General features: G+C 38.4%; 27 protein-coding genes. 25 read left to right on the top strand and 2 right to left on the bottom strand.

Annotated features, from left to right (window positions below; translation table 11 throughout):
* Window positions 1–6 precede the first annotated feature (6 nt).
* From rpmA to recN, 19 genes are all read left to right on the top strand, one after another.
* On the top strand, window positions 7–300 hold the full coding sequence (rpmA, locus tag ED2_RS02210) for a 50S ribosomal protein L27 (protein WP_016177062.1): 294 nt from the start codon (window positions 7–9) through the stop codon (window positions 298–300).
* Window positions 301–593: 293 nt separating this feature from the next.
* Window positions 594–1,301, top strand: a complete 708-nt coding sequence (locus tag ED2_RS02200; RefSeq protein ID WP_016177063.1) for a putative ABC transporter permease — start codon at window positions 594–596, stop codon at window positions 1,299–1,301.
* Between the two features lie 375 nt (window positions 1,302–1,676).
* Window positions 1,677–4,505, top strand: a complete 2,829-nt coding sequence (locus ED2_RS02195; RefSeq protein ID WP_060789683.1) for a sigma-54-dependent transcriptional regulator — start codon at window positions 1,677–1,679, stop codon at window positions 4,503–4,505.
* Between the two features lie 189 nt (window positions 4,506–4,694).
* Window positions 4,695–5,186 carry a mannose/fructose/sorbose PTS transporter subunit IIB gene (locus ED2_RS02190; protein ID WP_016177065.1) on the top strand — a complete coding sequence of 164 codons (492 nt, stop codon included), beginning with the start codon at window positions 4,695–4,697 and terminating at the stop codon, window positions 5,184–5,186.
* A gap of 101 nt (window positions 5,187–5,287) precedes the next feature.
* On the top strand, window positions 5,288–6,259 hold the full coding sequence (locus ED2_RS02185; RefSeq protein WP_005881096.1) for a mannose/fructose/sorbose PTS transporter subunit IIA: 972 nt from the start codon (window positions 5,288–5,290) through the stop codon (window positions 6,257–6,259).
* Between the two features lie 33 nt (window positions 6,260–6,292).
* On the top strand, window positions 6,293–7,102 hold the full coding sequence (locus ED2_RS02180) for a PTS mannose/fructose/sorbose transporter subunit IIC (protein ID WP_005881095.1): 810 nt from the start codon (window positions 6,293–6,295) through the stop codon (window positions 7,100–7,102).
* Between the two features lie 17 nt (window positions 7,103–7,119).
* Window positions 7,120–8,034, top strand: a complete 915-nt coding sequence (locus ED2_RS02175) for a PTS system mannose/fructose/sorbose family transporter subunit IID (protein WP_016177066.1) — start codon at window positions 7,120–7,122, stop codon at window positions 8,032–8,034.
* Window positions 8,035–8,216: 182 nt separating this feature from the next.
* Window positions 8,217–8,591: a DUF956 family protein gene (locus ED2_RS02170; RefSeq protein WP_005881093.1), complete on the top strand. Its 375-nt coding sequence runs from the start codon at window positions 8,217–8,219 to the stop codon at window positions 8,589–8,591.
* 391 nt (window positions 8,592–8,982) lie between these two features.
* On the top strand, window positions 8,983–9,228 hold the full coding sequence (locus ED2_RS02165) for a GlsB/YeaQ/YmgE family stress response membrane protein (RefSeq protein ID WP_005881092.1): 246 nt from the start codon (window positions 8,983–8,985) through the stop codon (window positions 9,226–9,228).
* Window positions 9,229–9,397: 169 nt separating this feature from the next.
* Window positions 9,398–10,462: a M24 family metallopeptidase gene (locus ED2_RS02160; RefSeq protein ID WP_016177067.1), complete on the top strand. Its 1,065-nt coding sequence runs from the start codon at window positions 9,398–9,400 to the stop codon at window positions 10,460–10,462.
* 228 nt (window positions 10,463–10,690) lie between these two features.
* Window positions 10,691–11,116 carry an Asp23/Gls24 family envelope stress response protein gene (locus ED2_RS02155; protein ID WP_005881088.1) on the top strand — a complete coding sequence of 142 codons (426 nt, stop codon included), beginning with the start codon at window positions 10,691–10,693 and terminating at the stop codon, window positions 11,114–11,116.
* Window positions 11,109–11,558, top strand: coding sequence for a transcription antitermination factor NusB (gene nusB / locus ED2_RS02150; RefSeq protein WP_005881076.1), 450 nt, complete (start codon window positions 11,109–11,111; stop codon window positions 11,556–11,558). The genes ED2_RS02155 and nusB overlap by 8 nt, the downstream gene beginning before the upstream one ends.
* A 95-nt stretch (window positions 11,559–11,653) precedes the next feature.
* Window positions 11,654–12,499 carry a bifunctional methylenetetrahydrofolate dehydrogenase/methenyltetrahydrofolate cyclohydrolase gene (locus ED2_RS02145; RefSeq protein ID WP_016177068.1) on the top strand — a complete coding sequence of 282 codons (846 nt, stop codon included), beginning with the start codon at window positions 11,654–11,656 and terminating at the stop codon, window positions 12,497–12,499.
* Entirely contained in the window at window positions 12,500–13,861 is a 1,362-nt protein-coding gene (gene xseA / locus ED2_RS02140) for an exodeoxyribonuclease VII large subunit (RefSeq protein WP_005881072.1), read from the top strand.
* On the top strand, window positions 13,842–14,066 hold the full coding sequence (locus tag ED2_RS02135) for an exodeoxyribonuclease VII small subunit (protein ID WP_005881069.1): 225 nt from the start codon (window positions 13,842–13,844) through the stop codon (window positions 14,064–14,066). The genes xseA and ED2_RS02135 overlap by 20 nt, the downstream gene beginning before the upstream one ends.
* Window positions 14,066–14,950, top strand: a complete 885-nt coding sequence (locus ED2_RS02130) for a polyprenyl synthetase family protein (RefSeq protein ID WP_005881067.1) — start codon at window positions 14,066–14,068, stop codon at window positions 14,948–14,950. The genes ED2_RS02135 and ED2_RS02130 overlap by 1 nt, the downstream gene beginning before the upstream one ends.
* A gap of 14 nt (window positions 14,951–14,964) precedes the next feature.
* Window positions 14,965–15,783 carry a TlyA family RNA methyltransferase gene (locus tag ED2_RS02125; protein WP_005881064.1) on the top strand — a complete coding sequence of 273 codons (819 nt, stop codon included), beginning with the start codon at window positions 14,965–14,967 and terminating at the stop codon, window positions 15,781–15,783.
* A gap of 100 nt (window positions 15,784–15,883) precedes the next feature.
* Entirely contained in the window at window positions 15,884–16,333 is a 450-nt protein-coding gene (gene argR, locus ED2_RS02120; protein ID WP_005881063.1) for an arginine repressor, read from the top strand.
* Between the two features lie 17 nt (window positions 16,334–16,350).
* Window positions 16,351–18,033 carry a DNA repair protein RecN gene (gene recN / locus ED2_RS02115; protein WP_016177069.1) on the top strand — a complete coding sequence of 561 codons (1,683 nt, stop codon included), beginning with the start codon at window positions 16,351–16,353 and terminating at the stop codon, window positions 18,031–18,033.
* A 182-nt stretch (window positions 18,034–18,215) separates the two neighbouring features.
* Here recN and ED2_RS14675 read toward each other — a convergent pair whose 3' ends face one another.
* Together ED2_RS14675 and ED2_RS02110 are read right to left on the bottom strand one after the other, a co-directional pair.
* Window positions 18,216–18,332: a DUF4044 domain-containing protein gene (locus tag ED2_RS14675; RefSeq protein ID WP_005881061.1), complete on the bottom strand. Its 117-nt coding sequence runs from the start codon at window positions 18,330–18,332 to the stop codon at window positions 18,216–18,218.
* A gap of 71 nt (window positions 18,333–18,403) precedes the next feature.
* Window positions 18,404–19,360, bottom strand: coding sequence for a magnesium transporter CorA family protein (locus ED2_RS02110; RefSeq protein ID WP_016177070.1), 957 nt, complete (start codon window positions 19,358–19,360; stop codon window positions 18,404–18,406).
* 220 nt (window positions 19,361–19,580) lie between these two features.
* On the opposite strand from ED2_RS02110, the gene ED2_RS02105 reads away from it, so the two are divergent.
* The 6 genes from ED2_RS02105 to mraY all read left to right on the top strand — a co-directional run bounded on the left by ED2_RS02105 (window position 19,581) and on the right by mraY (window position 25,113).
* Window positions 19,581–19,949 carry a DUF3397 domain-containing protein gene (locus ED2_RS02105; RefSeq protein ID WP_016177071.1) on the top strand — a complete coding sequence of 123 codons (369 nt, stop codon included), beginning with the start codon at window positions 19,581–19,583 and terminating at the stop codon, window positions 19,947–19,949.
* A gap of 172 nt (window positions 19,950–20,121) precedes the next feature.
* Window positions 20,122–20,553, top strand: coding sequence for a division/cell wall cluster transcriptional repressor MraZ (gene mraZ, locus ED2_RS02100; protein ID WP_025481366.1), 432 nt, complete (start codon window positions 20,122–20,124; stop codon window positions 20,551–20,553).
* 19 nt (window positions 20,554–20,572) lie between these two features.
* Entirely contained in the window at window positions 20,573–21,532 is a 960-nt protein-coding gene (gene rsmH / locus ED2_RS02095; RefSeq protein ID WP_005881055.1) for a 16S rRNA (cytosine(1402)-N(4))-methyltransferase RsmH, read from the top strand.
* Between the two features lie 4 nt (window positions 21,533–21,536).
* Window positions 21,537–21,932: a cell division protein FtsL gene (gene ftsL, locus ED2_RS02090; protein WP_005881053.1), complete on the top strand. Its 396-nt coding sequence runs from the start codon at window positions 21,537–21,539 to the stop codon at window positions 21,930–21,932.
* Window positions 21,933–24,125 carry a penicillin-binding transpeptidase domain-containing protein gene (locus tag ED2_RS02085; protein ID WP_016177073.1) on the top strand — a complete coding sequence of 731 codons (2,193 nt, stop codon included), beginning with the start codon at window positions 21,933–21,935 and terminating at the stop codon, window positions 24,123–24,125.
* A gap of 25 nt (window positions 24,126–24,150) precedes the next feature.
* Window positions 24,151–25,113 (top strand): phospho-N-acetylmuramoyl-pentapeptide-transferase, encoded by a 963-nt coding sequence (gene mraY / locus ED2_RS02080; protein ID WP_005881050.1) that lies wholly within the window; start codon window positions 24,151–24,153, stop codon window positions 25,111–25,113.
* Window positions 25,114–25,120: the final 7 nt, after the last annotated feature.

Raw genomic sequence — 25,120 nt, 5'->3', positions numbered from 1 at the left:
CAGACCATGTTGTTATCAATGAATCTACAATTATTTGCCCACAAAAAAGGTGGCGGTTCTACATCTAACGGCCGTGACTCAGAATCAAAACGTCTAGGTGCTAAACGTGCTGATGGACAAACAGTTACAGGTGGATCAATTCTTTACCGTCAACGCGGAACAAGAATCTATCCAGGTGTAAACGTGGGTATTGGTGGAGACGACACTTTATTTGCTAAAGTTGATGGCGTAGTACGTTTTGAACGTAAAGGCCGCGACAAAAAACAAGTGTCTGTTTATCCAGTAGCTCAAGAAGCTTAATAAACGACTAGCTCTATTCCTTGTATCGCAAGGAATAGAGCTTTTTTGTATGTTAAAGATATTTTTTGACCATATTTTTGGCTATACTTTTTAAAAATCGAGATAGTTCGATTGTTCATGTAAGTGTCAATCCATACAAATAAAAATATCTCAAATATCGATTGCTTGAAAATTTTTGCTTTTCTTAAATTATAGAGCAATTAAAACCAACTAGGTCATGAAATCATTTTATTCCTTTTTTTGTTATACTATTTGTGGGAATTGCTCATTCTTTTACAAGAGGAGGAAGGTTTTTGGAAAATTTATTTATGACGTTTCTTACTTATTCTTTTATAGGCTGGCTTTGGGAAAGTGTTTTTTGTTCGATCAAGGCAAGGCATTTTGTGTATCGTGGTTTTTTACTTGGTCCGTATTGTCCGGTTTACGGATTTGGTGTAGTGGCTGTACTGACGCTTGTGCCAAGTAATGCGGGAACATTACTGAATCTTTACTTTAATGCAGTGGTGATCGAAACGATCGTGGAATTTGTTACAAGCTGGCTATTAGAAAAATTATTTGGTATGAAATTATGGGACTACACAAAAGTTCCCTTTAATATTGAGGGAAGAGTGGCGGTTCCTGTGTCATTATTTTGGGGGATAGGGTGTCTCTTGTTGATCAAATGGATCAACCCGATGTTTCAAGACGTCATTGAGTTATTCATTAGGAATACAGAAAATATTGGGCCGTTGGTGATTGCGTTTCTTTTCTTACTGGATGTACTTTCTACCTTTGTTTTTACATTTACGACCAAGAAAGAAGTGGCTTCTGTAATTGATGATTCTGATCCTGAAAATGCAGCGATAAAAGAATTCCGCTTAAAACACTTATTGATGAATCGTCGATCTTCTAGAAGTAGAGAAAGAGTCGCTCAGTTCCTTAGAAACCAGCCAATGAAAATAAAACATCACAATTTGAATCGTTTGATCAAAAATTATCCGAATATTCGATTTAAGAAATAATCAGTTTTTCATAATGATTTAATCGTTAATGAGACAACTTTCTAACAGGTACTTTGTTTAGGGAGTGTCTTTTTTTAGTAATTTGTTTTTTTATGAATTAGTTATAGATAATTTGTCATTTTAATAATCTGTTGATTTCAATTGTAAGAAAGATTAAAGTAATAACACGCACTAGTACTAAGGAGAGTGGAACAAAAGAATTTTTATATGAAAAATAGTAGAATCAATAAATGTTTTAATAAACACTGTTTTTTTACGAGGAATCCTATTATAATAGAGTTTTTAAAAGAGAGTATTATGGTAAATAGTTGACGAAATCTAATTAAATCAATAGTATTATGTTTTGAAACCAGTCTAAAAAAAGGAGCGAGAAAATTGGCAAAACGAATTGACCGAATTTATACGTATGTCAAAGAGAAAACCGCTCATCTTACACCTGCTGAATATGATCAAGGCGTAACAACACAAGAAATCGCTGAAGTTTTAGGAATTCAACGAACGAATAGCAGTAAAGATCTTAATCAGCTTGTACGTGAAGGAAAATTGTTGAAGACAGACGGACGACCTGTACGTTACATATATCAAATGCATGTCACTTATAATCAACCAGCTGTTAAACATGTGATCAGCTATAAAGAAACGACGAATGAAATTGAAAAACCAATGATTCAAATCGATACAAAGGATATCTTTGCTAAAATCATCGGTGCAAATGGCAGTATGAAAAATTCTGTCGAACAAGCAAAAGCGGCGATTTTATATCCTCCAAATGGATTGAATTGCTTGATTACAGGACCAACGGGATCAGGGAAGACCTACTTTGCACACGCTATGTTTCACTTTGCTAAGGCCAATAATGTGGTAGGGGAAGAAAATGAGCTGATCGTATTCAATTGTGCAGATTATGCAAATAATCCAGAACTGCTGATGAGTCATCTATTCGGCTATGTAAAAGGTGCTTTTACTGGGGCGGAAGAAGAAAAAATGGGGATCATCGATCAAGCAGATGGCGGGATGCTGTTTCTGGATGAAATCCACCGGTTGCCACCAGAAGGGCAAGAAATGATTTTTTATTTTATGGATCATGGCACGTATAGTCGTTTGGGTGAGACGACAAAATCTCATGAAGCGAATGTTCGGATCGTTGGGGCAACCACAGAAGATCCAGGTTCTTCTTTATTGGAAACTTTTGTTCGCCGTATCCCGATCAATATCAAGTTGCCGGCATTTGAAAAACGACCAGCAAACGAAAAAATCGATTTAGTAAAAATCATGATCGCTCATGAAGCCAATCGCACGCAACGGAAAATCACGTTGACTGAAGATGTTGTCAAAGCTTTAGTAGGCAGTGTGACCTATGGAAATATTGGGCAGCTGAAATCGAATATCCAACTGGTTTGTGCAAGAGGCTTCCTGAATCATATGAATTCACCAGAAATCTCGATCACGATCGATGATTTGACGGAAGGGATCAGAAGTGGTTTGATCCAATTAGCGAGTAACAGAGAAGCGATGTCTGAATTATCAAAGTTACTGGAACCTAAAATCACTGTTTTACCTAATGATATGATCATGAAGATCCAGTCCGATTCCTATGAGCTTCCTTATAATCTTTATGATATCATCGGCGATAAGGCTGCTCTTTTGAAGTCAGATGGATTAGACCAAGAAGCAATCAATCATTTTATTTCGACAGACATCAATATCCATTTGAAATCTTTCTACAAGGATCACGGGTTCTCCATTAATGCGGATAACAAATTAGCAGAATTTGTCGATCCAAAAATCATTGAGGTAACAAACCAAATTTATGTGATGGTCAAAAAAGCATTACCTTATGAATTTCAACAGAATTTCATTTATGCCATGAGCTTGCATATTAGTTCGTTTTTAAAACGCATCAATATTGGCGAGGAACGTCATACGAATGACAATATACGTGAAATGGCGATTGATTTTCCGAAAGAATACACGATCGCACAAGAAGTAAGAAAATATATCGAAACCTATTTTCAAGTGAAGATTCCTGATAGTGAGGATTATTATTTGACGGTCCTACTTGTGTCACTTCGAGCGAACCAAGCGAGTGGAAGAATCGGTGTCGTAGTGGCAGCTCACGGTACAAGCACAGCAAGCAGTATGGTACAAGTAGTCCAACAGTTATTAGATGCTGATAATGTACGAGCAGTCGACATGCCGTTGGATATGGATCCAAAAACTGCGCTTGCTAGGATCGAACGTAATGTTGAAGAAGTGGATGAAGGCAGTGGAACCATCTTATTAGTGGATATGGGCTCCTTAGCTTCGTTCAATACACAGATCCAAAGAGATACTGGGATTCCTGTTCGGACAGTGGATATGGTAACGACTTCCTTAGTTTTAGAAACGGTGCGGAAAGTATCTGTTTTGGGTACAGACTTGGATATGTTGTATGAATCGTTGAAAAATTTCCGCGGCTATGCAGAAATCTCAACAGAGGTTACAGATGATCTATCAGATATTCGCAAAAAAGCTGTTTTCGCTGTTTGCGCATCAGGAGAGGGTACGGCTCAACGAATCAAAGAATTGATTGAACGAGCTGTCAGCAAACGTCAAGAGACGGAGTTAACAGTTTTAGCTTTATCGATCATTGAATTAAAAGATGCATTACCTAAGATCCAAGAAAACTATCAAATCATTGCAACAACAGGGATCACTGATCCACATATTGCAGCTCCATTTATACCTTTAGAACACTTCATTGATCAAAATATCGAACTGATTTTAGATCAATTACTTCTGGAATCGGAATTAGAGGACATGGATGAAGTCTCATTAGATGAAGAAACATCAAAAAAATCTTGTTTGGAGTTCATTACACAAAACTTTACGTTTATCAATGGAGCGAAATTGATCGATCCGCTGTGGGAATTTGCCGGAGATATGGCACATGCCGTAGCGATAGATGAAACAGAATATGGTTTTAAGATCAATCTTGTTTTGCATACTGTAGGGATGATTGAGCGGATCATTTTGAATGAACCCTTGACCGTTGAGGCGGATGAGCTGAAAGGCATGCTTACAGATGAATATTATTTGTTAGTAGAAGGACAGTTGAACAATCTAGAATATCAAATAAAGGTCAAAACACCACCGGCGGAAATCTACTTTTTAGTAAAATTGATCCACAATCATTTGGAAAAAAATGAATACACTAATCTATAAATACACAAAAACGATACACTTTATTAGTGTATCGTTTTTGTGTATTGCTTAAGAAACCTTTAAAATCAACTAGTGTATTATAAAAAAGTTGGCACGCTTCTTGCTTTTAATAAAGTGTGCTAGGAGGTGGTTGTCACACAGAAATGATAGGGGTTTCTGTGAAGTAGTTTGAAAGAAGGAGATTTACTGATGGATATTCGGTTAGCACGTATAGATGATCGTTTGATCCATGGACAAGTTGCAACTGTCTGGTCAAAATTGACTGGCATAGAGCGAATCATCGTTATTAGTGATTTAGTAGCCCAAGATAAATTGCGAAAGTTTCTATTAAAGGAAGCTGCACCGCCTGGGATCATGGCGAATGTGATTACTGTTCAAAAAATGATCCAAGTTTATCAAAGTGGTTTATTAGCGAAAGCTAAGGTCATGTTACTATTTACTAATCCCCAAGACGTTGAGACGATTGTCCGAAGCGGTGTACCGCTACATTCACTGAATATCGGTGGCATGAGTTTTTCTGATGGGAAAACAATGATCACAAATTTTGTTTCAGTTGATCAGCGAGATATTGAATCATTTCACTACTTGGATCGTCAAGGTGTGGAATTGGAGATTCGTAAAGTACCCGCAGATAGAAAGGTCCTTTTGATGGAATTACTAGCGAAAACCAAAAAGGCATAAAAGTTGTTGTTGGGAAATGGTCAAATTCATCTGTTGTAATAGGTAGCAATTATTTTTAATTTTTGATTTTGTTACAACAAAAAGAAACAGGAGGTATAAGTATGGTAGGGATTATCCTTGCAAGTCATGGACAATTTGCTGAAGGAATCTTGCAATCTGGTTCAATGATTTTTGGCGAACAAGAAAACGTCAAAGCAGTCATTTTAAAACCCAGTGAAGGTCCAGATGACTTGAGAGCCAAATTAGAAGAAGCTGTTGCTTCTTTTGATAATCAAGACGAAGTATTGTTCTTAGTTGATTTATGGGGCGGAACGCCATTCAACCAATCAAACACATTGTTTGAAGAACACAAAGACAAATGGGCAATCGTTAGTGGTTTGAACTTGCCTATGTTGATCGAAGCATACGCATCTCGCTTCTCAATGGAATCTGCACATGAAATTGCAGCGCATATCATTGAAACAGCAAAAGAGGGCGTGAAAGTAAAACCAGAAGAATTAGAACCACAAGAAGCACCAAAAGCAGCTGCACAACAAGCAGTAACATCGGGTACTCCTGGTAAATTCAGCTATGTGTTAGCTCGTATCGATTCACGTTTGCTTCACGGACAAGTTGCGACAGCTTGGACGAAAACAACAAATCCAACACGGATCATTGTTGTTTCAGATGCAGTAGCGAAAGATGAACTTCGTAAGAAATTGATTCAACAAGCTGCTCCTCCAGGTGTTAAAGCACACGTGGTACCAGTGGAACAAATGATCAAACTTGCAAAAGACGATCAACATTTTGGTGGTCAACGCGCATTACTATTGTTTGAAAACCCTCAAGACGTTTTACGAGCAGTAGAAGGCGGAGTTCCATTAGAAACAGTTAACGTTGGTTCAATGGCGCACTCACCTGGTAAAGTACAACCAAATAAAGTATTAGCTTTCAGTCAAACAGATATTGATACATTCAATCAGTTAAAAGAAGCTGGAATCAAATTTGATGTACGTAAAGTGCCAAATGATTCAAAAGGAAACATGGATGAAATTTTAAAAAAAGCGCAAGAAGAATTGAACAAACACGCATAATTCAATTATCAGAAAAAATGGAGGATTAATATCATGGAATTAAATATTATTCAAGTGATCTTAGTCGTTATCGTTGCATTTTTGGCTGGTATGGAAGGAATTCTTGATGAATTTCAATTCCACCAACCAGTAGTCGCATGTACGTTAATCGGCTTAGTTACTGGGAACCTACTCCCTTGCCTTATCCTAGGTGGTACATTACAAATGATCGCTCTTGGCTGGGCAAATATCGGTGCTGCTGTAGCTCCTGATGCCGCTTTGGCATCTGTTGCATCTGCAATTATTTTAGTATTAGGTGGTCAAGGAAGAGCTGGGGTTTCTTCAGCTATCGCAATCGCTGTTCCTCTTGCTGTTGCTGGTTTGTTACTAACAATCATCTGTCGTACGATTGCAACTGCCTTCGTTCACTTGATGGATGCTGCTGCAAAAGAAGGTAACTTCAGAAAAGTTGAATTTTGGCATATCGTTGCAATTTGTTTACAAGGTGTTCGTATTGCAATCCCTGCTGGTTTGATCCTAGCAATTGGCGAAGGTCCAGTAAGAAGCTTACTTGAATCTATGCCAGCTTGGTTAACAGACGGGTTAGCAATCGGTGGTGGTATGGTTGTGGCTGTTGGTTATGCAATGGTTATCAACATGATGGCTACTAAAGAAGTATGGCCATTCTTCGCTATCGGTTTCGTTTTGGCAACTGTAACACAAATCACTCTTATCGGACTTGGTGCAATTGGTGTGGCTCTTGCTCTTATCTACTTGGCACTTTCTAAACAAGGTGGCGGTTCAGGTAATGGCGGGAACTCAAACACTGGTGACCCACTAGGCGATATCATTGACAACTATTAAAGGAGGCGTACACGAAAATGGCAGAAGAAAGAATTCAATTATCTAAAAAAGATCGTATTTCTGTTTGGTGGCGTTCGACTTTCATTCAAGGATCTTGGAACTACGAACGTATGCAAAATGGTGGTTGGGCATATTCAATGATCCCAGCGATCAAGAAATTATATAAAACAAAAGAAGACCGTGCGGCTGCATTGGAACGTCATTTAGAGTTCTTCAATACGCACCCATACGTAGCTTCACCAATTATCGGTGTAACATTAGCGTTAGAAGAAGAACGTGCAAATGGCGCACCTGTAGATGACGTAACAATCCAAGGGGTTAAGGTCGGTATGATGGGACCTTTAGCTGGTATCGGAGATCCGGTTTTCTGGTTTACAGTAAGACCTATTCTTGGTGCATTAGCAGCTTCACTAGCGATTAGTGGTAATATCTTAGGACCAATCATCTACTTCTTAGGATGGAACATCATCCGTATGGCTTTCACTTGGTACACACAAGAATTTGGTTATAAAGCCGGTTCTAAAATCACTGAAGATTTATCTGGTGGATTATTGCAAGATATCACTAAAGGGGCTTCGATTTTGGGGATGTTTATCCTTGGATCATTAGTTAACCGTTGGGTATCGATTAAATTCACACCAGTTGTTTCAACTGTAAAACTTGATAAAGGTGCCTACATTGACTGGAATTCACTACCTTCAGGTTCTGCAGGAATCAAGAGTGCATTGGAACAACAAGTAGCTGGATTGTCTCTAACATCTGAAAAAGTAACAACTTTACAAGATAACTTAGACAGCTTGATTCCTGGATTGGCTGCATTATTGTTAACATTGTTCTGTATGTGGCTACTTAAGAAGAAAGTTTCTCCAATCATCATCATTCTTGGTTTATTCGTGGTAGGTATTGTCTTCCACTTAATCGGATTAATGTAATTTGTAGAAATGATTCTGTTGAAGCTGTGGCAAAAGTCATATTTGATTTTTGTCACAGCTTCTTTTATAATCGCTTCGAAGACACTGTCGGATTATGTGAGGTTGGTAAAATATACATTTTTTCTTTAAAATTTACTTAATGCAAGCCTACTTTTCCCAACCTCGGAAATGGAGTATAAGAAATGGTACAATCTATCAATACAAAAGTCGACTTAACAACAAATGCTACTTCTTATTTAGGGATCACAGATTATGGTAAGATCATGATCGGTGATAAGGGTTTTGAATTTTATAATGAACGAGATGCACGTAAATTTGTCCAGATACCTTGGGAGGAAGTAGATCAGGTGATTGCTTCTGTCATGTTCAAGGGAAAATGGATTCCTCGTTTTGCCATCAAATCAAAGAGAAATGGTACGTATACTTTTTCTGCTAAAGACCCTAAAAAAGTGTTGCGTGCGATTAGAAACTATGTTGATCCTAGCAATATGGTTAGATCATTAAGTTTATTAGATGTAGTGAAACGCGGCGTGAAGAATATTTTTAAACGCAAATAAAAATAGGTGAATACGGTCGAGACAAAAGTGTTTCTTACTTTTGTCCCGCGCTCGTTCGTTTTTTTTGTCAGAAGACCACATGCAATCAATCGAATCAACCGATTGAAGGACAAGTATACGCACTGATCCAAAATCATATCATGACCGTGGCACAAAAAATAAGGAATACTTTGGTGCTACGCTTTAAATACGGATAAACATTGGAAATAAAGAAATATCTCGCAAAAAAACAAAATCCACAAAAGTATGAAAAGTGATTATCGTGAATTCTTCTTATTTCTCGGATTTTCACAATGCTACCATAACACCTTCTTGCTACTTGTAGTTCAATCATTTGCTCGCTTTAAAACGTGTATGCTAGAATTGTAACGTACAAAAAGGAGGTTATATTATGGGTTGGTTATGGACATTGATCGTGGGAGCGATTATTGGTGCGATTGCTGGAGCAATTACCAGTAAAGGAAATTCCATGGGATGTATCACAAACATCATTGCCGGATTGATTGGTTCAAGTATAGGACAAGCAATTTTTGGCTACTGGGGACCGAAAGCAGCAGGTATGGCACTTATTCCGTCGATTTTAGGGGCTGTTATTTTAGTAGCGGTTGTTTCATTCTTCTTCGGAAGAAAATCATAAAGGTATAATTATTTTCTATTGGGTATGATAGCTAGGGCAAATCACTAGATGATTTGTTCCAGCTATTTTTTTCTTATAAATTTATCAATAAAATTCGCTTTATTTGTCGTGAAGAAGCGAAAATTTGCTATAATAGAAAAAAGAGGCAAAGAAAGAAGGAGTTTCATTTATGATGCTACGAGTAGAAAAATTACGTAAAAAAATGCGGGAAAACAATTTAGATTCATTTTTGATCACAAGTCCTTATAATCTCCGTTATTTGACAAACTTTACTGGAACAACAGGTTTAGCGGTGATTACATTAGAGAAAGCATTCTTTATTACAGATTTTCGTTATACTGAACAAGCCGCAACACAGGCACAAGGATTTGAGATCATCAAAAATGTCGGACCGATTTTTGATGAAGTAGCTAACTTAGTTCGTAAAGAAGGCTTACGTATGTTAGCTTTTGAAGAATCAACTGTTTCATTTTTAGAATACTCAGTGTTAGAAGAAATCATTGATGCAGAATTGATTCCTGTTTCTGAAATGATCGAAGAATTACGAGAAGTGAAAGATGAAGAAGAAATCGCGATCATTGAGAAAGCTTGTAGCATAGCCGATATGGCCTATGACCATATCTTGAAAATGATCCAACCAGGCATGACAGAGATCGAAGTAGCCAATCAAGTAGATTTCTATATGCGTTCCCTAGGGGCTTCAGGCGTTTCATTTTCTACGATCGTTGCTAGTGGACTACGTTCTGCAATGCCTCATGGTGTAGCAAGCAATAAAGTCATTGAACAAGGCGATATGATCACTTTGGATTTCGGTTGCTACTATGAAGGATACGTTTCTGATATGACACGTACATTTGCAATCGGCGACCCAGGTGAAAAACTTAAAGAAATCTATGAGATTGTATTGGGTGCTCAATTAGCAGTGATCGAAGCTGCTAAGCCAGGTGTTACAGGTATCCAACTAGATGCAGTCGCAAGAGACTATATCACGAAGCATGGTTATGGAGAAGCCTTTGGACATTCCACTGGTCATGGTATCGGACTAGAGATCCATGAAGGACCGAATGTTTCAGCTAGAGCAGAAAAACAATTTATCGTTGGGAATATCATTACAGACGAACCAGGAATCTATCTTCCAGGAATCGGTGGTGTTAGAATCGAAGACGATTTGTTGATCACACCAGAAGGAAATCGAGTATTGACGCATTCACCGAAAGAATTGATTATTTTATAATCTGTTTGATAGATGCAAGACTCATGCGGACTTTGTTATAGAAAATCACTCGATTTAATGATACACTATATAAGAAATCGAGCTTCGACAATTATAGAGAAGCTTGCTTGAAAGAACGAGCTGAAAGAAGCAAGTGAACAGTTTACCTTTGTGTATTGCGAGTAAATCGAAGAAAATATCTTTTACGCGTAAGCAATATGCACATAGGCAAAAGGAGGAATAGATAAAATGGCAGAGGACAAAAATTTGATCTTGAATGCGAGCCAAGAGCTAGGTGAAATCGTTATTGCGCCAGAAGTGATTGAAGTGATCATTGGGATCGCTGCTTCAAAAGTTGAAGGTGTTTATGGGATGCGTGGCACATTTGCCAGCAACGTGACCGAATTGTTAGGACGAGCAGCTCATGGTAAAGGTGTTTACTTAGTAAATGATGAAGACGGCTTGAAAGTAGATCTTTACTGCTATTTAGAATATGGTGTCTCTGTTCCTAAGGTAGCAATGGAAATGCAAGAACGTGTCAACCAGCAAGTTCTTTTCATGACTGACATTGCTTTAGCAGAAGTGAATATCCATGTTGTAGCAGTAGTACCCGAAAAGTTGGAACAACCAGCGATCGAAGAACTTTTTAAAGACGAAGAGGAAGAAAATGAATAAAGAACTATCAAGACACGAGATTCGTGAAATGGCTTTGCAAGCATTGTTTCCATTGGATTTCAATGCTGACCTGACAAAAGAAGATGCAATTTTCCACGCAATTGAACTTGATCATAAAGACATGATCAATGAAGAGGAGTCAGAATTCGTTCCTGTTTATCTAGATACGCTAGTTGGCGGGGTATGTGCCAAAAAAGATGAACTAGATCGTACGATCGAAAAACATCTTCGAGGGAACTGGCGAATCAACCGTATTTCCAAAATGGACTTAGTCATCTTACGTATTGCTATTTTTGAAATGATGTATATTGAGGATGTACCATCCGCCGTTGCATTAAATGAAGCAATCGAATTGACGAAAACTTTTAGTGATGATCAATCACGTAAGTTCGTTAATGGGGTATTATCAAATGTATTGAAGGAAATAGAAGCTGGGGCGTAAGTCCTAGCTTTTTTCTGTTAATGAGTCAAAACGGGTTATAAAACAACGATTATCTATGGTAGAATAAAAGCACAAAAAAATCTGGGAGTGATTGTATGGCAGAATTGATCAATGGAAAAGAATTAGCTGAAAAAATACAAGCAGAGATTGCTATAAAAGTAAATGAACTAAAAGAAAAAGACATCCATCCCGGATTAGTCGTTTTACTAGTGGGTGAAAATCCAGCTAGTCAAGTCTATGTTCGAAACAAGGAACGTTCCGCAAAAACGATCGGTATTTATTCAAAAGTCGAACGATATGCGCAGACGATTTCTGAAGCGGATCTGTTGGCTGAAATTGAAAAGTATAATCAGGATCCTAGATTCCATGGCATCCTAGTTCAGTTGCCACTACCAGAACACATAGATGAAGAGAAAGTCTTACTTGCAATCGATCCTAAAAAAGATGTCGATGGGTTCCACCCAATGAATTTAGGCCGATTATTAGCGGGAAATCCTGACAAGATTCCATGTACACCTTATGGAATCATGAAAATGTTTGAAGCTTATGACATTGATCTTTCTGGCAAACGAGCAGTGGTGATCGGACGAAGCAATATTGTTGGCAAACCGATGGCGCAACTGATGTTGATGGCGGATGCTACTGTTACGATCGCGCATTCAAAAACAAAACAACTTCCAGAGTTAGCTAAAGAAGCAGATATCTTGGTCGTAGCCATTGGTCGTGGTCATTTTGTAACGAAAGAATTTATTAAACCAGGCGCTGTTGTGATTGATGTGGGGATGAATCGTGATGAAAACGGCAAGTTGATCGGTGATGTGAAGTTTGATGAAGTCGAACCTTTGGCAAGCTACATCACACCTGTTCCAAAAGGTGTTGGACCGATGACGATCACGATGTTGATGTATCAAACAGTCATGGCCGCTGAAGCAGGTGAGTAGATGACCCAAGAATATTTAACAGTTACTACGTTAACGAAGTATTTAAGAAGAAAATTTGATGTAGACCCTTATCTTGAAAGGGTCTATTTAACAGGAGAAATTTCTAATTTCCGTTTGCGTGCAAACGCACACCAATATTTTAGTTTGAAAGATGATCATGCCAAAATATCTGCCATCATGTTTAAAGGAGCTTTTCAGAAACTGCGCTTTCAGCCAAAAGAGGGGATGAAAGTATTAGTTGTCGGGAGAATCTCGCTTTATGAAGCTGCTGGATCTTATCAGATCTACGTGGAACACATGGAGCCTGATGGTGTAGGGGCACTTTACCAAGAACTGGAAGAGCGAAAAGAAAAACTGTTGAAAGAAGGACTTTTTCAAGGACCAAAACAGACACTTCCCCGCTTTCCGAAAAGAATCGCTGTTTTGACTAGTCCAAGCGGTGCGGTGATCAGGGATATCATCACTACAGTAAAACGGCGTTATCCGATTGTTCAGTTAGTACTATTTCCAACCGTTGTCCAAGGAAACCAAGCGGCAGATAATATCGTAAAAAATATCCAGCAAGTAGAAAAATTGGGGAATTTTGATACGATGATCATAGGCCGTGGTGGTGGATCAATCGAAGATTTATGGCCATTTAATGAAGAGCGAGTTGCTAGAGCAATCTATGAAGCAAAAACACCTATCATATCCTCCGTTGGACATGAGACAGATACAACAATTGCTGACTTAGTTGCGGATGTGCGGGCTGCGACTCCGACTGCAGCAGCTGAATTAGCTGTCCCAGTGTTATCAGAAGAATTGTTGAAGATCAAGGAGCGACAAGCTAGACTTGAACAGGCATTTATGCGCCAGATTCAGCGCAAACAAGAACGCTTTGAACGGGCAAAACAATCGTATGTCTTTCGTCAACCCGATCGCCTATATGAGGGTCAGACCATCAAATTGGATCAGTTGAAACAACGGTTGATGCAGTCAACACAGCAAATTTACCATCAGAAAGAAAAAGAAACATTGAATTTATCGCATCAGTTGCAACAAGTTGCCCCTCTTTATCGAGTGAAGTCTGCGAAACAAGAAGCAGGTTATCTTGAGAAAAGGTTAGCAGAGAAAATGCAGCAATACATGCAAATGCAAAGGCAACAGTTTCAACAAGCAGTTCAATCTCTGGACCTGTTAAGCCCGCTGAAAATCATGGGACGCGGTTATACGTACACGACCATCAAGGAGCGAGTGGTCAAAAGTGTGACAGAGGTCCAACCAGACGATTCTTTGGTCATCCACTATCAAGATGGGCAAGTAATCGGGAAGGTACAAAAAGTAGAAAAGGAGCATAAACAAGATGGCAAATCCAACATTTGAAGAATCATTGCAAGAGTTAGAAAAAATCGTCATGCAGTTGGAACAAGGAGATGTTCCTTTAGAATCAGCACTAGATGCATTTAAACGTGGAATGGAATTAAGCAAGCAATGTCAGGATACTTTAACAAAGGCAGAAGAAACACTAACGAAAATGATGACAGAATCAAACGAAGAAATTTCTTTTGAAGGAAAAGAGGAAGCCTAATGAAATTAGCTGATTTTTCTGCTATTCATCTTCCTGCAGTCGAAAACGAGATGCTTGCTTTTCTTGACGAGTATACATCTGATGAAAAGTTAAAAGAAAGCATGGTGTATTCGATCCGTGCGGGGGGTAAGAGAATCCGCCCTTTACTTTTGTTGGCTACAGTTGCTTCATTTGAAGAAGTTATCAATACGACTGTTTATCAAGTAGCTGCCGCCCTTGAAATGGTTCATACGTATTCGTTGATCCATGACGATCTGCCAGCGATGGACAACGACGATCTGCGTCGAGGGAAGCCAACGAATCATAAAATCTATGGCGAAGCACTGGCTATATTGGCGGGTGATGGCTTACTCACAGGTGCGTTCCAGCTGATTAGTATGACTCATTTAGCAAATTCACCAAAACTTCTGCTGTTACAACAGTTAGCTGTGAGTGCAGGGACGCAGGGAATGGTTGCTGGCCAAGCTGCCGACATTGAAGGCGAAACAAAACAACTTGCTTTAGAAGAATTAGCGTTCATCCATGAGAGAAAAACAGGGCGGTTGATCCATTATGCGCTACTAGCCGGCGGAGTTTTAGCAGATCAGCCGGAAGAAGTAGTAGGGGAATTGCAACAGTTAGCCAGACACCTAGGACTGGCTTTTCAAATTCGAGATGACTTATTAGATGTGATCAGTACTACTGAGGAGTTAGGAAAAACTGCTGGCAAAGATGCGGAAATGGAAAAAAATACCTATCCCCGATTGCTAGGGATCGAAAAGACAAAAACAGCATTGAAAGCAGAAATCACTAGTGCGAATGAAATCATCGAACGTCTAGAACAAACCGTCTATTCGTTTAAAGGACAACTACTTCGTCAATTAGTACAGCAATTTGATATATAGGAATGAGGAAAAAAATGGAAAAAGAACGTGTGGACGTTTTAGCGGTCAAACAAGGATTATTTGAAACGAGAGAGCAAGCAAAACGTTCAGTCATGGCAGGACTGATTTACAATGAAAAAAATGAACGTTTTGATAAACCAGGTGAAAAGATCCCTGTTACCAATGAATTGAAAATCAAAGGAAAAAAATTACCATATGTTTCCCGCGGCGGGTTGAAATTGGAAAAAGCACTAAACGTTTTTGATCTATCTGTTGCCGATAAAATATTGCTTGATATTGGTGCTTCTACCGGTGGCTTCACGGATGCAGCGTTACAAAATGGCGCCAAAATGAGTTATGCGTTGGATGTTGGCTACAATCAACTGGCGTGGAAGATCAGACAGGACGAGAGAGTAGAAGTAATGGAAAGAGTTAATTTTCGTTATTCAAAACCCGAAGATTTCAAGTTGGGAGCACCTGAAATTGCGGTGATCGATGTTTCGTTCATTTCTTTGAAACTAATGCTTCCTCCTTTACACGACATTTTAACAGATGGTGGCGAAGTGATCACCTTGATCAAGCCACAATTCGAAGCTGGCAGAGATGCGGTTGGGAAAAACGGTATCGTGCGTGATCCGCAAACCCATATACAAGTAGTTGAGGATATCTTGCGTTTTGCTACGGGCCATGGCTATGATGTTTTAGAACTAAGCTATTCCCCGATTACTGGTGGCGAAGGAAATATTGAATTTCTGGCACATTTGAAAAAAGCAAAAGACGAAGGAACGTTATCTCCAACGATCGACGTAGTAAAAATCGTTGAACAAGCCCATGAACAATTCAATCACAAATAAATGCGAGCCAGATGATAAAGAAGTCAACGAATTCTTCTTTATTAAGCGCTTGAAATAAGCTATCATAGTAAAGAAGAATAAACGAAGGAGCGAAGAGCGTATGAGAAAAAAGGATCGACATCGTTTGATTACTCGGTTACTGAACGAAAATGATATCAGAAAACAAGAAGAATTCGTTGAAATCTTAAAAAACAAAGGGATATCTGTGACTCAGGCAACCATCTCTAGAGATATAAAAGAACTCAAACTTATCAAAGTCCCTGCCTCAGATGGCGGTTATCGTTACAGTCTTCCGGCAGAAACAAGTGAAGATGTGAATACGAAATTAGAAAAATTACTGAGAGATGCCTTTGTAGCTGTTGACCAAATGGAAAAATTTGTGATTTTGAAGACATTGCCTGGAAATGCATCAGCAGCCGCTAATCTTATCGATAAGCGCTATAAAAAAGAATTGTTTTCGATCATTAATGATGATGACAACGTGCTGATGATTACGCGTACAGAAGAAGATGCTGTGACATTAAAGAAAGATTTTCTACATTACCTTTGATAGAAGGAGTGAGTGCGATGTTACAAGAAATCAGTATTACTAATTTTGCGATTATTCCTGAACTGCGGTTGTCTTTTCATGAGGGAATGACGGCACTCACAGGTGAAACAGGCGCAGGAAAATCAATTATTATTGATGCTCTTGGGCTGTTGGCAGGAGGAAGAAGCTCAAGTGACTATATCCGACAAGGTGCAGATAAGTGTATTCTGGAAGGTTTATTTGAGTGGCCTAAACAAGACGGTTTTTCTGCATTGATGAATGAGTTAGGGATCGAATCTGATGGAGACAATCTGATTGTTCGAAGAGATATGTCTTTGACAGGGAAAAATATTTGTCGTGTCAATGGGCACATCGTAACATTAGCTAATCTAAGAAAAATAGGTAGTTATTTGGTAGATATCCAAGGCCAAAATGAACATCAGGAATTGTTACAAACAGAAGCACACTTAGTTTTACTCGATCGTTTTGGCGATAATGAATTTCAGCGTAAGAAGAAAAATTATCAGAAAGAGTTTTCGCGCTACCGCGAACTTGAACGGCAAGTTCGTAAGATCCAGAAAAATGAAAAATCTTTTGTCCAACGGATCGACATGCTTCATTTTCAGCAAGAAGAAATCGCTGCGGCACAATTAGAAGTAGGCGAAGAAGAACAGTTAAGTGAAGAGCGAGAAAAATTAAGTAATTATCAAAAAATAGTGGATAGCTTAGCTAGTGGCTATAGTGCGCTGAGCGGGGAAGAGCGGAGTAGTGTAGACAATGTAGGATTGGCAGTAGCTGAGCTGCAAAGTATCGCGCACTTGGATAATGAGTACGAGGCGATTTTTGAAAATGTCCAAAGCGCCTATTATTTATTGCAAGATGCAATCGGCGATATGAGTCGTCAAATCGACTTGCTAGAGTTAGATGAGAATCGCTTAGAAGAAGTGAATCAACGATTAGAGCTGATCCATCAATTAAAGCGTAAATATGGGGAATCAATCGAAGCCATCTTGAACTATTATGATGATATCACTCAGGAACTAGCCTCTTCCGATTTTTCCGAAGGACAACTTGAAAAAATGAAAAGTGAACTGGCTGAAAAAGAAGAGAAACTTCAGAAACAGGCAGTAGAATTACATGAGATACGAAAGAAAATCGCTAAAGGATTAGAGCAATCTATCTTAAAAGAATTAAAAAGTCTTTATATGGAAAATACTGAATTCGAAGTACGCTTTTCAAAATCTGACAAGGCACAACTAGATATGAATGGATTTGACCAAGTGGAGTTCTACATAACCACGAATCCTGGAGAGCCTTTGAAACCTTTAGTCAAAGTAGCTTCTGGCGGAGAGCTTTCTCGGATGTTATTAGCATTGAAGACGATCTTTTCTTCTGAACAAGGAGTAACTAGTATTATTTTTGATGAAGTAGATACAGGGGTCAGTGGAAGAGTCGCACAAGCAATCGCAGATAAGATCTCACAAATCTCACGTTATTCACAGGTGTTATGTATTACACATCTTCCTCAAGTAGCAGCCGTGGCTGACTATCAGTATTACATTAAAAAAGATGTCATCAAAGGGCGCACTCAAACCTCTGTAGCAGAATTGGCGCCAGCACAGCGTGAAGAAGAAATTGCACGGATGTTGGCAGGAAGTGAAATCACCCCTTTAACAATGGAACATGCAAAAGAATTACTACGCTTAGCGAAACAAGACTAAGTATTTTGTTTGATCAATAAGCGGTTGACACTAAGACAGCAATAGATGAGTATTGTGAAAAGAACTGAAACGTGTTTTTCGGTGGTTGAAGAAGCTGTTTTGGGAGCATTGTTTATTCGAAAAAAAGAGAAGGCTGACAAAATCTTTGTCAGCCTTCTCTTTTTTCGTTCAAACAATCGATGTTACATGACACTCATTACAGCAGTTAAAACAACTGAGCCAACAGTTAGAATAAGCATTGTCCAAATGACAATTTTGGTGATCTTGGAAAACGTACTTGTTTGTTTTTTCTCACGCATAGTATCTACCTCGAAATTTTATTGTTGCCCTTAGTTTACATGCTTTTTCTTTATTCGACAAGGGGGGGTGTTTATAAAAACTTCCCCTTTTTTAAATAATAAGCGGTTAGTATACTAATGAGTAGCATAAAAAGGGTCAGCCATAAAAAGGCGTCATCCCGTTCAGCAATAGGAAGTTTGATATTCATCCCGTAGAGACTTCCGATGATTGTCGGGATCGTTAAAATAATTGTAAGAGAAGTTAAAATTTTCATAATATTGTTTAGGTTATTCGATATAATAGCAGAAAATGTTTGATTCATTTGTTCTACGAGATTCAACTGGATGCGGGCAGTCGTTCTAGCTTGTTCCGTTTCAATGATCACGTCATGTAGATGAGCTCTTAGCGCATGATTTTCTTGGATCGCTTTATTTTTTATCAGGGTGTTTAGTGTAGTGGAATTTGCGGCTGTTGCTTCTCTGAAATACACTAAGCTTTTCTGGATATCCATGATTTGATATAGCTGACTATTTTCCGTAGAAACACGTAATTGTTTTTCTAAAACATCACATTGAGATTGCAAAGTAGACAGATACGTGTTGTATGAAAAAGTGATCTGCCAAATGATCTGCATGAAAATATTTAGATTGGTCGATAAATCATTTTTTTCAAACGTTTGGCTGAATACTTTTTTCAAAAAGAGTGGTTCGTGATTCGTAATTGTGATAAGCTTTTTTTGAGGTGTCACTATAATTGAAAAAGGATACGTATCCACTTGGAAATAGCCACTGGGACTTGTTTTTACAAAAGGATATTGTAATAATAATAACGCTGGTTTTGTTAGTTTTGTTTGATTGAATTCCTCTTCTCTTGAGTTCTCAGCATCATCTAGTATCGACGTAATATAATCGGAAGGAATCTGGAATTGATGAGTTAGTGTATTGATTTCTTCTTCGTTTGGACGTTCCACACAATACCAAACTTTTTCAGCAGTTTCTTTTTGTGTATTTACTAGTTGCTGGTTAGTCATAGAAAAATACTTGATCATAGTCGAACCTCCTAAAATCTTTGTTTCTTCTATTATAACGGATAATCCAATCGAACACAGTTGGGGAGATTGGACTAGGCAACTTTTCTGATTGATGTCGTCATTTGAAGTAGAAGACTCGATAAAGCAAAGAAAACTGTATAAATTTAAAATAAATGAAATAGTTGTGTAAAGTTTATAGCGTATACTTGAAACAACTAGAAGAAGGAGTTTTTGTCAGATGGGCACTTTTACGCCAATTGTTTTATTTTGGTATATTTTTCCTGCAATCGTCTTAGTTGGTTGCAACTTTTTGGTAAAACTATTTTCATTGGACCGTCGTTTTAAAATTAAAGCTCCTGATCTTGCTGTCCCTTTTTTGTGGGGAGGCATGCATGCTTTATCACGTAATATGGCCACTTTTTCATTCCTACCATTTTTCATGATTTCCATGCTTTTAATGGCAATATGTATTGCTGTATTCCAAGCTTATTATTATGATGAAATCATTTATTCGCGTTATTTGAAAATGACTTGGCGGTTAGCATTTTTACTGACGATCGTCTTTTATGGACTATTGATCGTTTTAAATATCCTTACGTATCTATGATGAAAAACGGTTTCGAGCTGTAAAAAGTTTTTTTAAAGACTTTTTACAGCTTAATTCTTAAAAAAGTTTTTATGAATAAAAAAGTTATTCTCGGATTTTCCATAAAAGGTGGTAGAAAGTGGGGGATTGTGGTAGACTAATTTTAGTTAGTGGAGGAACGGGGGTAGTTTCAATGTTGATGGGCGAATATCGGCATAATATTGATACAAAAGGTCGTATGATCGTACCTTCGAAACTTCGTGAAGAACTGGGCGAAGAATTTGTCCTTACCAGAGGATTAGATGGCTGTCTTTTTGGCTATCCCATGAGTGAATGGCAGAATCTAGAGTCCAAATTAAACGAAATGCCCTTAGCTAAAAAAGATGCTCGTACGTTCGTGCGTTTTTTTTACTCGGCTGCCACTGAATGTGAATTAGATAAACAAGGACGTATCAATATCCCCAGCACATTGAGAAATTATGCTGCTTTGACAAAAGAATGTGTAGTGATCGGCGTTTCAAATCGAATTGAGATATGGGATGAAGAACGCTGGCAAGAATTTTCCGAAGTTGCAGAAGGAAACTTTGATGAAATTGCTGAAAATATGATTGATTTCGGACTATAAGATAGGAAGAGGCTGACTAATGACTGAAACATTTCAACACTATACAGTCATGTTGAAAGAGACGGTTGATGGATTGAACATCAAACCTGATGGCATTTATGTAGACTGTACACTTGGCGGTGCCGGACATAGTGAATATTTATTGAGCCAACTGAATTCAAATGGGCACCTTTATGCATTTGATCAAGATCAAAAAGCAATCGATCATGCGACAGTACGATTAGCCCCATACGTTGAAAAAGGCATGGTTACTTTTATCAAAGCAAACTTTCGAGAATTAGAAGAGCAGATAACAAAATATGTTTCCCGTGTGGACGGTATTTTGTATGATCTAGGGGTATCTTCGCCTCAACTTGATGAAGCAGAAAGAGGATTTAGCTACCATCAAGACGCACCGCTAGACATGCGTATGGATCAATCAGCGCCTTTGTCTGCGTATCATGTGATCAATGAATATCCTTATAATGAACTAGTAAAAATTTTCTTTCGCTATGGTGAAGAGAAATTTTCAAAACAAATCGCTCGAGAAATTGAACGAGTTAGAAAAATACGCCCAATCGAAACGACTGGCGAGTTAGTAGAAATCATTAAAGATGTGATTCCTGCACCAGCGAGAAGAAAAGGTGGTCATCCGGCAAAACGGATTTTCCAAGCTGTGAGAATCGCAGTCAACGATGAACTGGGTGCGGAAGAAGCATCATTAGAACAAGCGATTCGTCTTTTAAATCAAAATGGTCGTATCAGTGTGATCACGTTCCATTCGTTAGAGGACCGTATTGTCAAAAGCATGTTCAAGGAATATAGTACAGTCCGAGATTTACCGCCAGGATTGCCAGTCATTCCAGAAGAATTTCAACCAGAATTAAAATTGATCAATAGAAAGCCAATCCTTCCTTCTGAAGAGGAATTAGCTGAAAATAACCGATCTCGTAGTGCTAAATTACGAATTGCTGAAAAAATACGTGTGAAAGAGGAGTAGAATAATGGCAGAATTAAGAAAAGCACAAGAATATCCATATGATTTACCAGATATGGTCGAACAACCTGAACATCAGCTGCCAGATTCGAATCAAGAAGTTATTCTTCCTCAATCGCCAGCAAAACGGTTAAAACATATATCCAATTTAGAAAAACTGGCTGTAGTAAGTATTACGCTTTCGGTGATTGCGCTTTGCATACTAACTGTAATGTTGCGTACGAATATCAGTGGTGTAGAAAACGAAATTACAACGATCCAAACTAAAATCGACAAAAAAAATGTCGAAAAAACAAGTTTAGTACAAGAAAAGAACGAGTTGTCACGTACTGAACGAATCAAAAAAATCGCAGAAGAAAAAGGGTTGTCGATCAACGACGACAATTTAAGGAAAGTGAAGTAAATGAGTCCTAAAAATAAATTCCGGCGGTTTATGGAAAAGAAAAATCTAAATCCGATGAACAATCGCAAAAAAGTAGGTATCATTTTATTTGCTACGAGTATTGGATTGTTCTTTTTATTTGCCGTCCGTTTTTCGTATATCGTTATTGGAGGCCATGTCGCTGGGACCTCTCTAGCGGAAAAAACTGAACAGCTCTACAAAGGTAGTGAAGTCGTCAAAGCAAAACGCGGAACGATCTATGACCGCAATGGAGTGGCCCTTGCTGAAGACGCTAAATCTTATTCGATCAAAGCTATCTTATCCAAAACGTATACAACTGGTGATAAAAAATTATATGCCCAAGAAAAGGATTTTGATAAAATCGCTACGATTTTGCATAAAAATCTTTCAATCGAAAAGAGCCAGGCACTAAAGATCCTACAAGATGGCGCGAAAAATGAGCTATACCAAGTAGAGTTTGGAAACTATGGGAAAAACATCTCACAGGAGACCAGACAAACGATCGAATCAGAAATGAAAAAAGAAAATATCGCTGGGTTATATTTTGAAGATCATTCTGCACGGATGTATCCTAATGGTGTATTTTCTTCTCATTTTATCGGGTATGCTGTCCCAAATAAGGACGATACAGGTCTAGTTGGTAAATTGGGATTAGAGGCTGCTTATAATGATGTATTGAGCGGGAAAAATGGGAAAATCATTTATCAAAAAGATAATTACCAAAATGCCTTACCAGGTACAGTCGCTGAAGAAGAAAAAGCAGTGAATGGTCAAGATATTTATACGACTCTAGATAGTCGTCTTCAAAGTTATTTAGAAACCTTGATGGATCAAGTCAATGATGAGTATCAGCCAGAAGAATTGACGGCTGTCTTAATGAAAGCCAAAACTGGTGAGATCTTAGCTATGGGTCAACGACCTACTTTCAATCCAGAAACAATGGAAGGATTACAAGAAAAAGATTCCGTTTGGCGTAATTTCTTGGTTCAAGATAGCTATGAACCAGGCTCTACGATGAAAGTCTTCACGACAGCGGCTGCTATCGAAGAAGGCAAATTCAATGAAAATGAAACGTATCAATCAGGTAAGATCAAAGTTGCAGATGCAACGATCAATGACCACGATTACGGCGCAAAAGGTGTCTTAACAATGAGACAAGCACTTTCTTGGTCAAGTAACGTTGGGATGGTCATGTTGGAACAACGGATGGGTGGTGCATGGTATAACTATCTGCAAAAACTAGGTTTTGGACAAAGTACTCACTCTGGCTTAGATGATGAGGTTTCAGGAGCTTTGCCAACTGAAAACATCGTTGACCGTGCCATGAGTGCTTACGGACAAGCTGTAGGAGTGACGAACTTCCAGATGATGAAGGCATTCACGTCAATAGCAAACAATGGTACGATGATCCAACCACGTTATATCAGCAAAATCGTCGATCCAACGACTGGTGAAGAAAGAGCAACGCAAACAGAAGTATTAGGACAGCCATTTTCAAAGGAAACGACTCAAAAAGTACGCGAATATATGCGTGATGTGGTAGAAAGTGAAAATTATGGTAGTGCGTATGGTGTATATAGTGTACCTGGTTACAATGTTTCGGCTAAAACGGGTACTGCACAGATTGCTTCTGATACTGGTGGTTACCAAACAGGTGAGACAGCTTACTTGTATTCAATCGTTGAAATGGTTCCGTCAGAAGATCCTGAATATGTATTATATCTAACGATGAAACACCCTAAAACATATGACCGTGACGCATTAGCAAAAATCGCTAATCCATTGATGAAACGTGCAATGGACTTTAAAGAAACAGAAACAGATGAAAAAACAGAAGAAGCAACTGAAAAAGTGACAGTAGCTGATTACCGTAACCTAGGTACAGATGTTGCTGCAGCAGATGCACAAAAAAGCGGACTACAACCAATTGTTATTGGTGATGGTAAAAAGGTGAAAAAACAGTCAACAGAACAAGGCGATCAATTGATTTCTGGTGAAAAGATCATCTTATATACTGGTGGCGAGAAACTGATGCCTGATGTCACCGGTTGGTCTAAAGCAGACATCATGAAATTAGGTAAAATATTAGGGATCGAGGTAACTTTCGACGGTGATGGCTATTGCACAAAACAAAGCCTTGCGCCGTATGAAAAAATTACCGATGATAAATTAAGCTTTACATTAGAAGAATAAGAAGAGAATTAGGAGAGAAAAGAGCATGGAGTGGACACAAGCATTAATTCCTATCGTTAGTAGCTGTGCAATGACAGTTGCAGCAATGCCGCTATTTATTGGATATTTTCAAATGAAAAAACAAGGACAAGCAATTCGGAAAGAAGGACCTAAATGGCATAATGTCAAAGCCGGAACTCCTACCATGGGTGGTTTAGTGTTCTTGGTTGCAGCTATATTGACAGGGATTTGGGTAGGTGCTTGGCAAGAGCAACTTACTCCTACTCTTTTCATTCTATTATTTGTTTTAGCACTGTATGGTGTGATTGGTTTTTTAGATGACTTTATTAAAATTTTCAAAAAAAGAAATATGGGTCTAAATTCAAAACAAAAACTGATTGGACAAATCGTCGGCGGCATCATTTTCTATGCAGTCTATCGTTCAGAAAATTATGCCGGTACACTGAACTTCTTTGGTATTGAGATTCCTCTTGGGATCATCTACGGAATTTTTGCTATTTTTTGGTTAGTCGGTTTCTCAAATGCTGTGAACTTAACTGATGGTATTGATGGATTAGTGGCAGGGTTAGGAAGTATTTCATTTGCCACTTATGGAATCATTGCTTGGCATCAACAGCAATATGATGTACTGGTCATTTGTTTGAGTGTACTTGGTGGATTATTGGGATTCTTTGTGTATAACCATAAACCAGCAAAAATCTTTATGGGTGATGTGGGCTCGCTTGCCCTAGGTGGCTTACTGGCAGCAATCTCAATGATGTTGAATCAAGAATGGACATTATTGTTAGTTGGTTTGATCTATGTAGTGGAAACAGCTAGTGTTATGTTGCAAGTGACATCATTCAAACTAACTGGAAAAAGAATTTTTAAAATGTCTCCGATCCATCATCATTTTGAAATGAGTGGTTGGACAGAGTGGAAGATCGATATTGTTTTTTGGGCAATTAGTCTAGTGACTTCTTTGATTACATTATGGTTCATTTGGTAGGAGATGA

The sequence above is a fragment of the Enterococcus durans NBRC 100479 = LMG 10746 genome, from assembly GCF_001544215.1.
Taxonomy (GTDB): Bacteria; Bacillota; Bacilli; order Lactobacillales; family Enterococcaceae; genus Enterococcus_B; species Enterococcus_B durans.
The sequence above is the reverse complement of the archived record's forward strand: the minus strand, read 5'-3'. Positions and strand labels throughout refer to the sequence as shown.

Coding starts and splice junctions, on each gene's coding strand:
- rpmA (WP_016177062.1), top strand. CDS start 7: ATGTTGTTATCAATGAATCTACAATTATTTGCCCACAAAAAAGGTGGC.
- ED2_RS02190 (WP_016177065.1), top strand. CDS start 4,695: ATGGATATTCGGTTAGCACGTATAGATGATCGTTTGATCCATGGACAA.
- ED2_RS02185 (WP_005881096.1), top strand. CDS start 5,288: ATGGTAGGGATTATCCTTGCAAGTCATGGACAATTTGCTGAAGGAATC.
- ED2_RS02180 (WP_005881095.1), top strand. CDS start 6,293: ATGGAATTAAATATTATTCAAGTGATCTTAGTCGTTATCGTTGCATTT.
- ED2_RS02175 (WP_016177066.1), top strand. CDS start 7,120: ATGGCAGAAGAAAGAATTCAATTATCTAAAAAAGATCGTATTTCTGTT.
- ED2_RS02170 (WP_005881093.1), top strand. CDS start 8,217: ATGGTACAATCTATCAATACAAAAGTCGACTTAACAACAAATGCTACT.
- ED2_RS02165 (WP_005881092.1), top strand. CDS start 8,983: ATGGGTTGGTTATGGACATTGATCGTGGGAGCGATTATTGGTGCGATT.
- ED2_RS02160 (WP_016177067.1), top strand. CDS start 9,398: ATGATGCTACGAGTAGAAAAATTACGTAAAAAAATGCGGGAAAACAAT.
- ED2_RS02155 (WP_005881088.1), top strand. CDS start 10,691: ATGGCAGAGGACAAAAATTTGATCTTGAATGCGAGCCAAGAGCTAGGT.
- nusB (WP_005881076.1), top strand. CDS start 11,109: ATGAATAAAGAACTATCAAGACACGAGATTCGTGAAATGGCTTTGCAA.
- ED2_RS02145 (WP_016177068.1), top strand. CDS start 11,654: ATGGCAGAATTGATCAATGGAAAAGAATTAGCTGAAAAAATACAAGCA.
- xseA (WP_005881072.1), top strand. CDS start 12,500: ATGACCCAAGAATATTTAACAGTTACTACGTTAACGAAGTATTTAAGA.
- ED2_RS02135 (WP_005881069.1), top strand. CDS start 13,842: ATGGCAAATCCAACATTTGAAGAATCATTGCAAGAGTTAGAAAAAATC.
- ED2_RS02130 (WP_005881067.1), top strand. CDS start 14,066: ATGAAATTAGCTGATTTTTCTGCTATTCATCTTCCTGCAGTCGAAAAC.
- ED2_RS02125 (WP_005881064.1), top strand. CDS start 14,965: ATGGAAAAAGAACGTGTGGACGTTTTAGCGGTCAAACAAGGATTATTT.
- argR (WP_005881063.1), top strand. CDS start 15,884: ATGAGAAAAAAGGATCGACATCGTTTGATTACTCGGTTACTGAACGAA.
- recN (WP_016177069.1), top strand. CDS start 16,351: ATGTTACAAGAAATCAGTATTACTAATTTTGCGATTATTCCTGAACTG.
- ED2_RS14675 (WP_005881061.1), bottom strand. CDS start 18,332: ATGCGTGAGAAAAAACAAACAAGTACGTTTTCCAAGATCACCAAAATT.
- ED2_RS02110 (WP_016177070.1), bottom strand. CDS start 19,360: ATGATCAAGTATTTTTCTATGACTAACCAGCAACTAGTAAATACACAA.
- ED2_RS02105 (WP_016177071.1), top strand. CDS start 19,581: ATGGGCACTTTTACGCCAATTGTTTTATTTTGGTATATTTTTCCTGCA.
- mraZ (WP_025481366.1), top strand. CDS start 20,122: ATGTTGATGGGCGAATATCGGCATAATATTGATACAAAAGGTCGTATG.
- rsmH (WP_005881055.1), top strand. CDS start 20,573: ATGACTGAAACATTTCAACACTATACAGTCATGTTGAAAGAGACGGTT.
- ftsL (WP_005881053.1), top strand. CDS start 21,537: ATGGCAGAATTAAGAAAAGCACAAGAATATCCATATGATTTACCAGAT.
- ED2_RS02085 (WP_016177073.1), top strand. CDS start 21,933: ATGAGTCCTAAAAATAAATTCCGGCGGTTTATGGAAAAGAAAAATCTA.
- mraY (WP_005881050.1), top strand. CDS start 24,151: ATGGAGTGGACACAAGCATTAATTCCTATCGTTAGTAGCTGTGCAATG.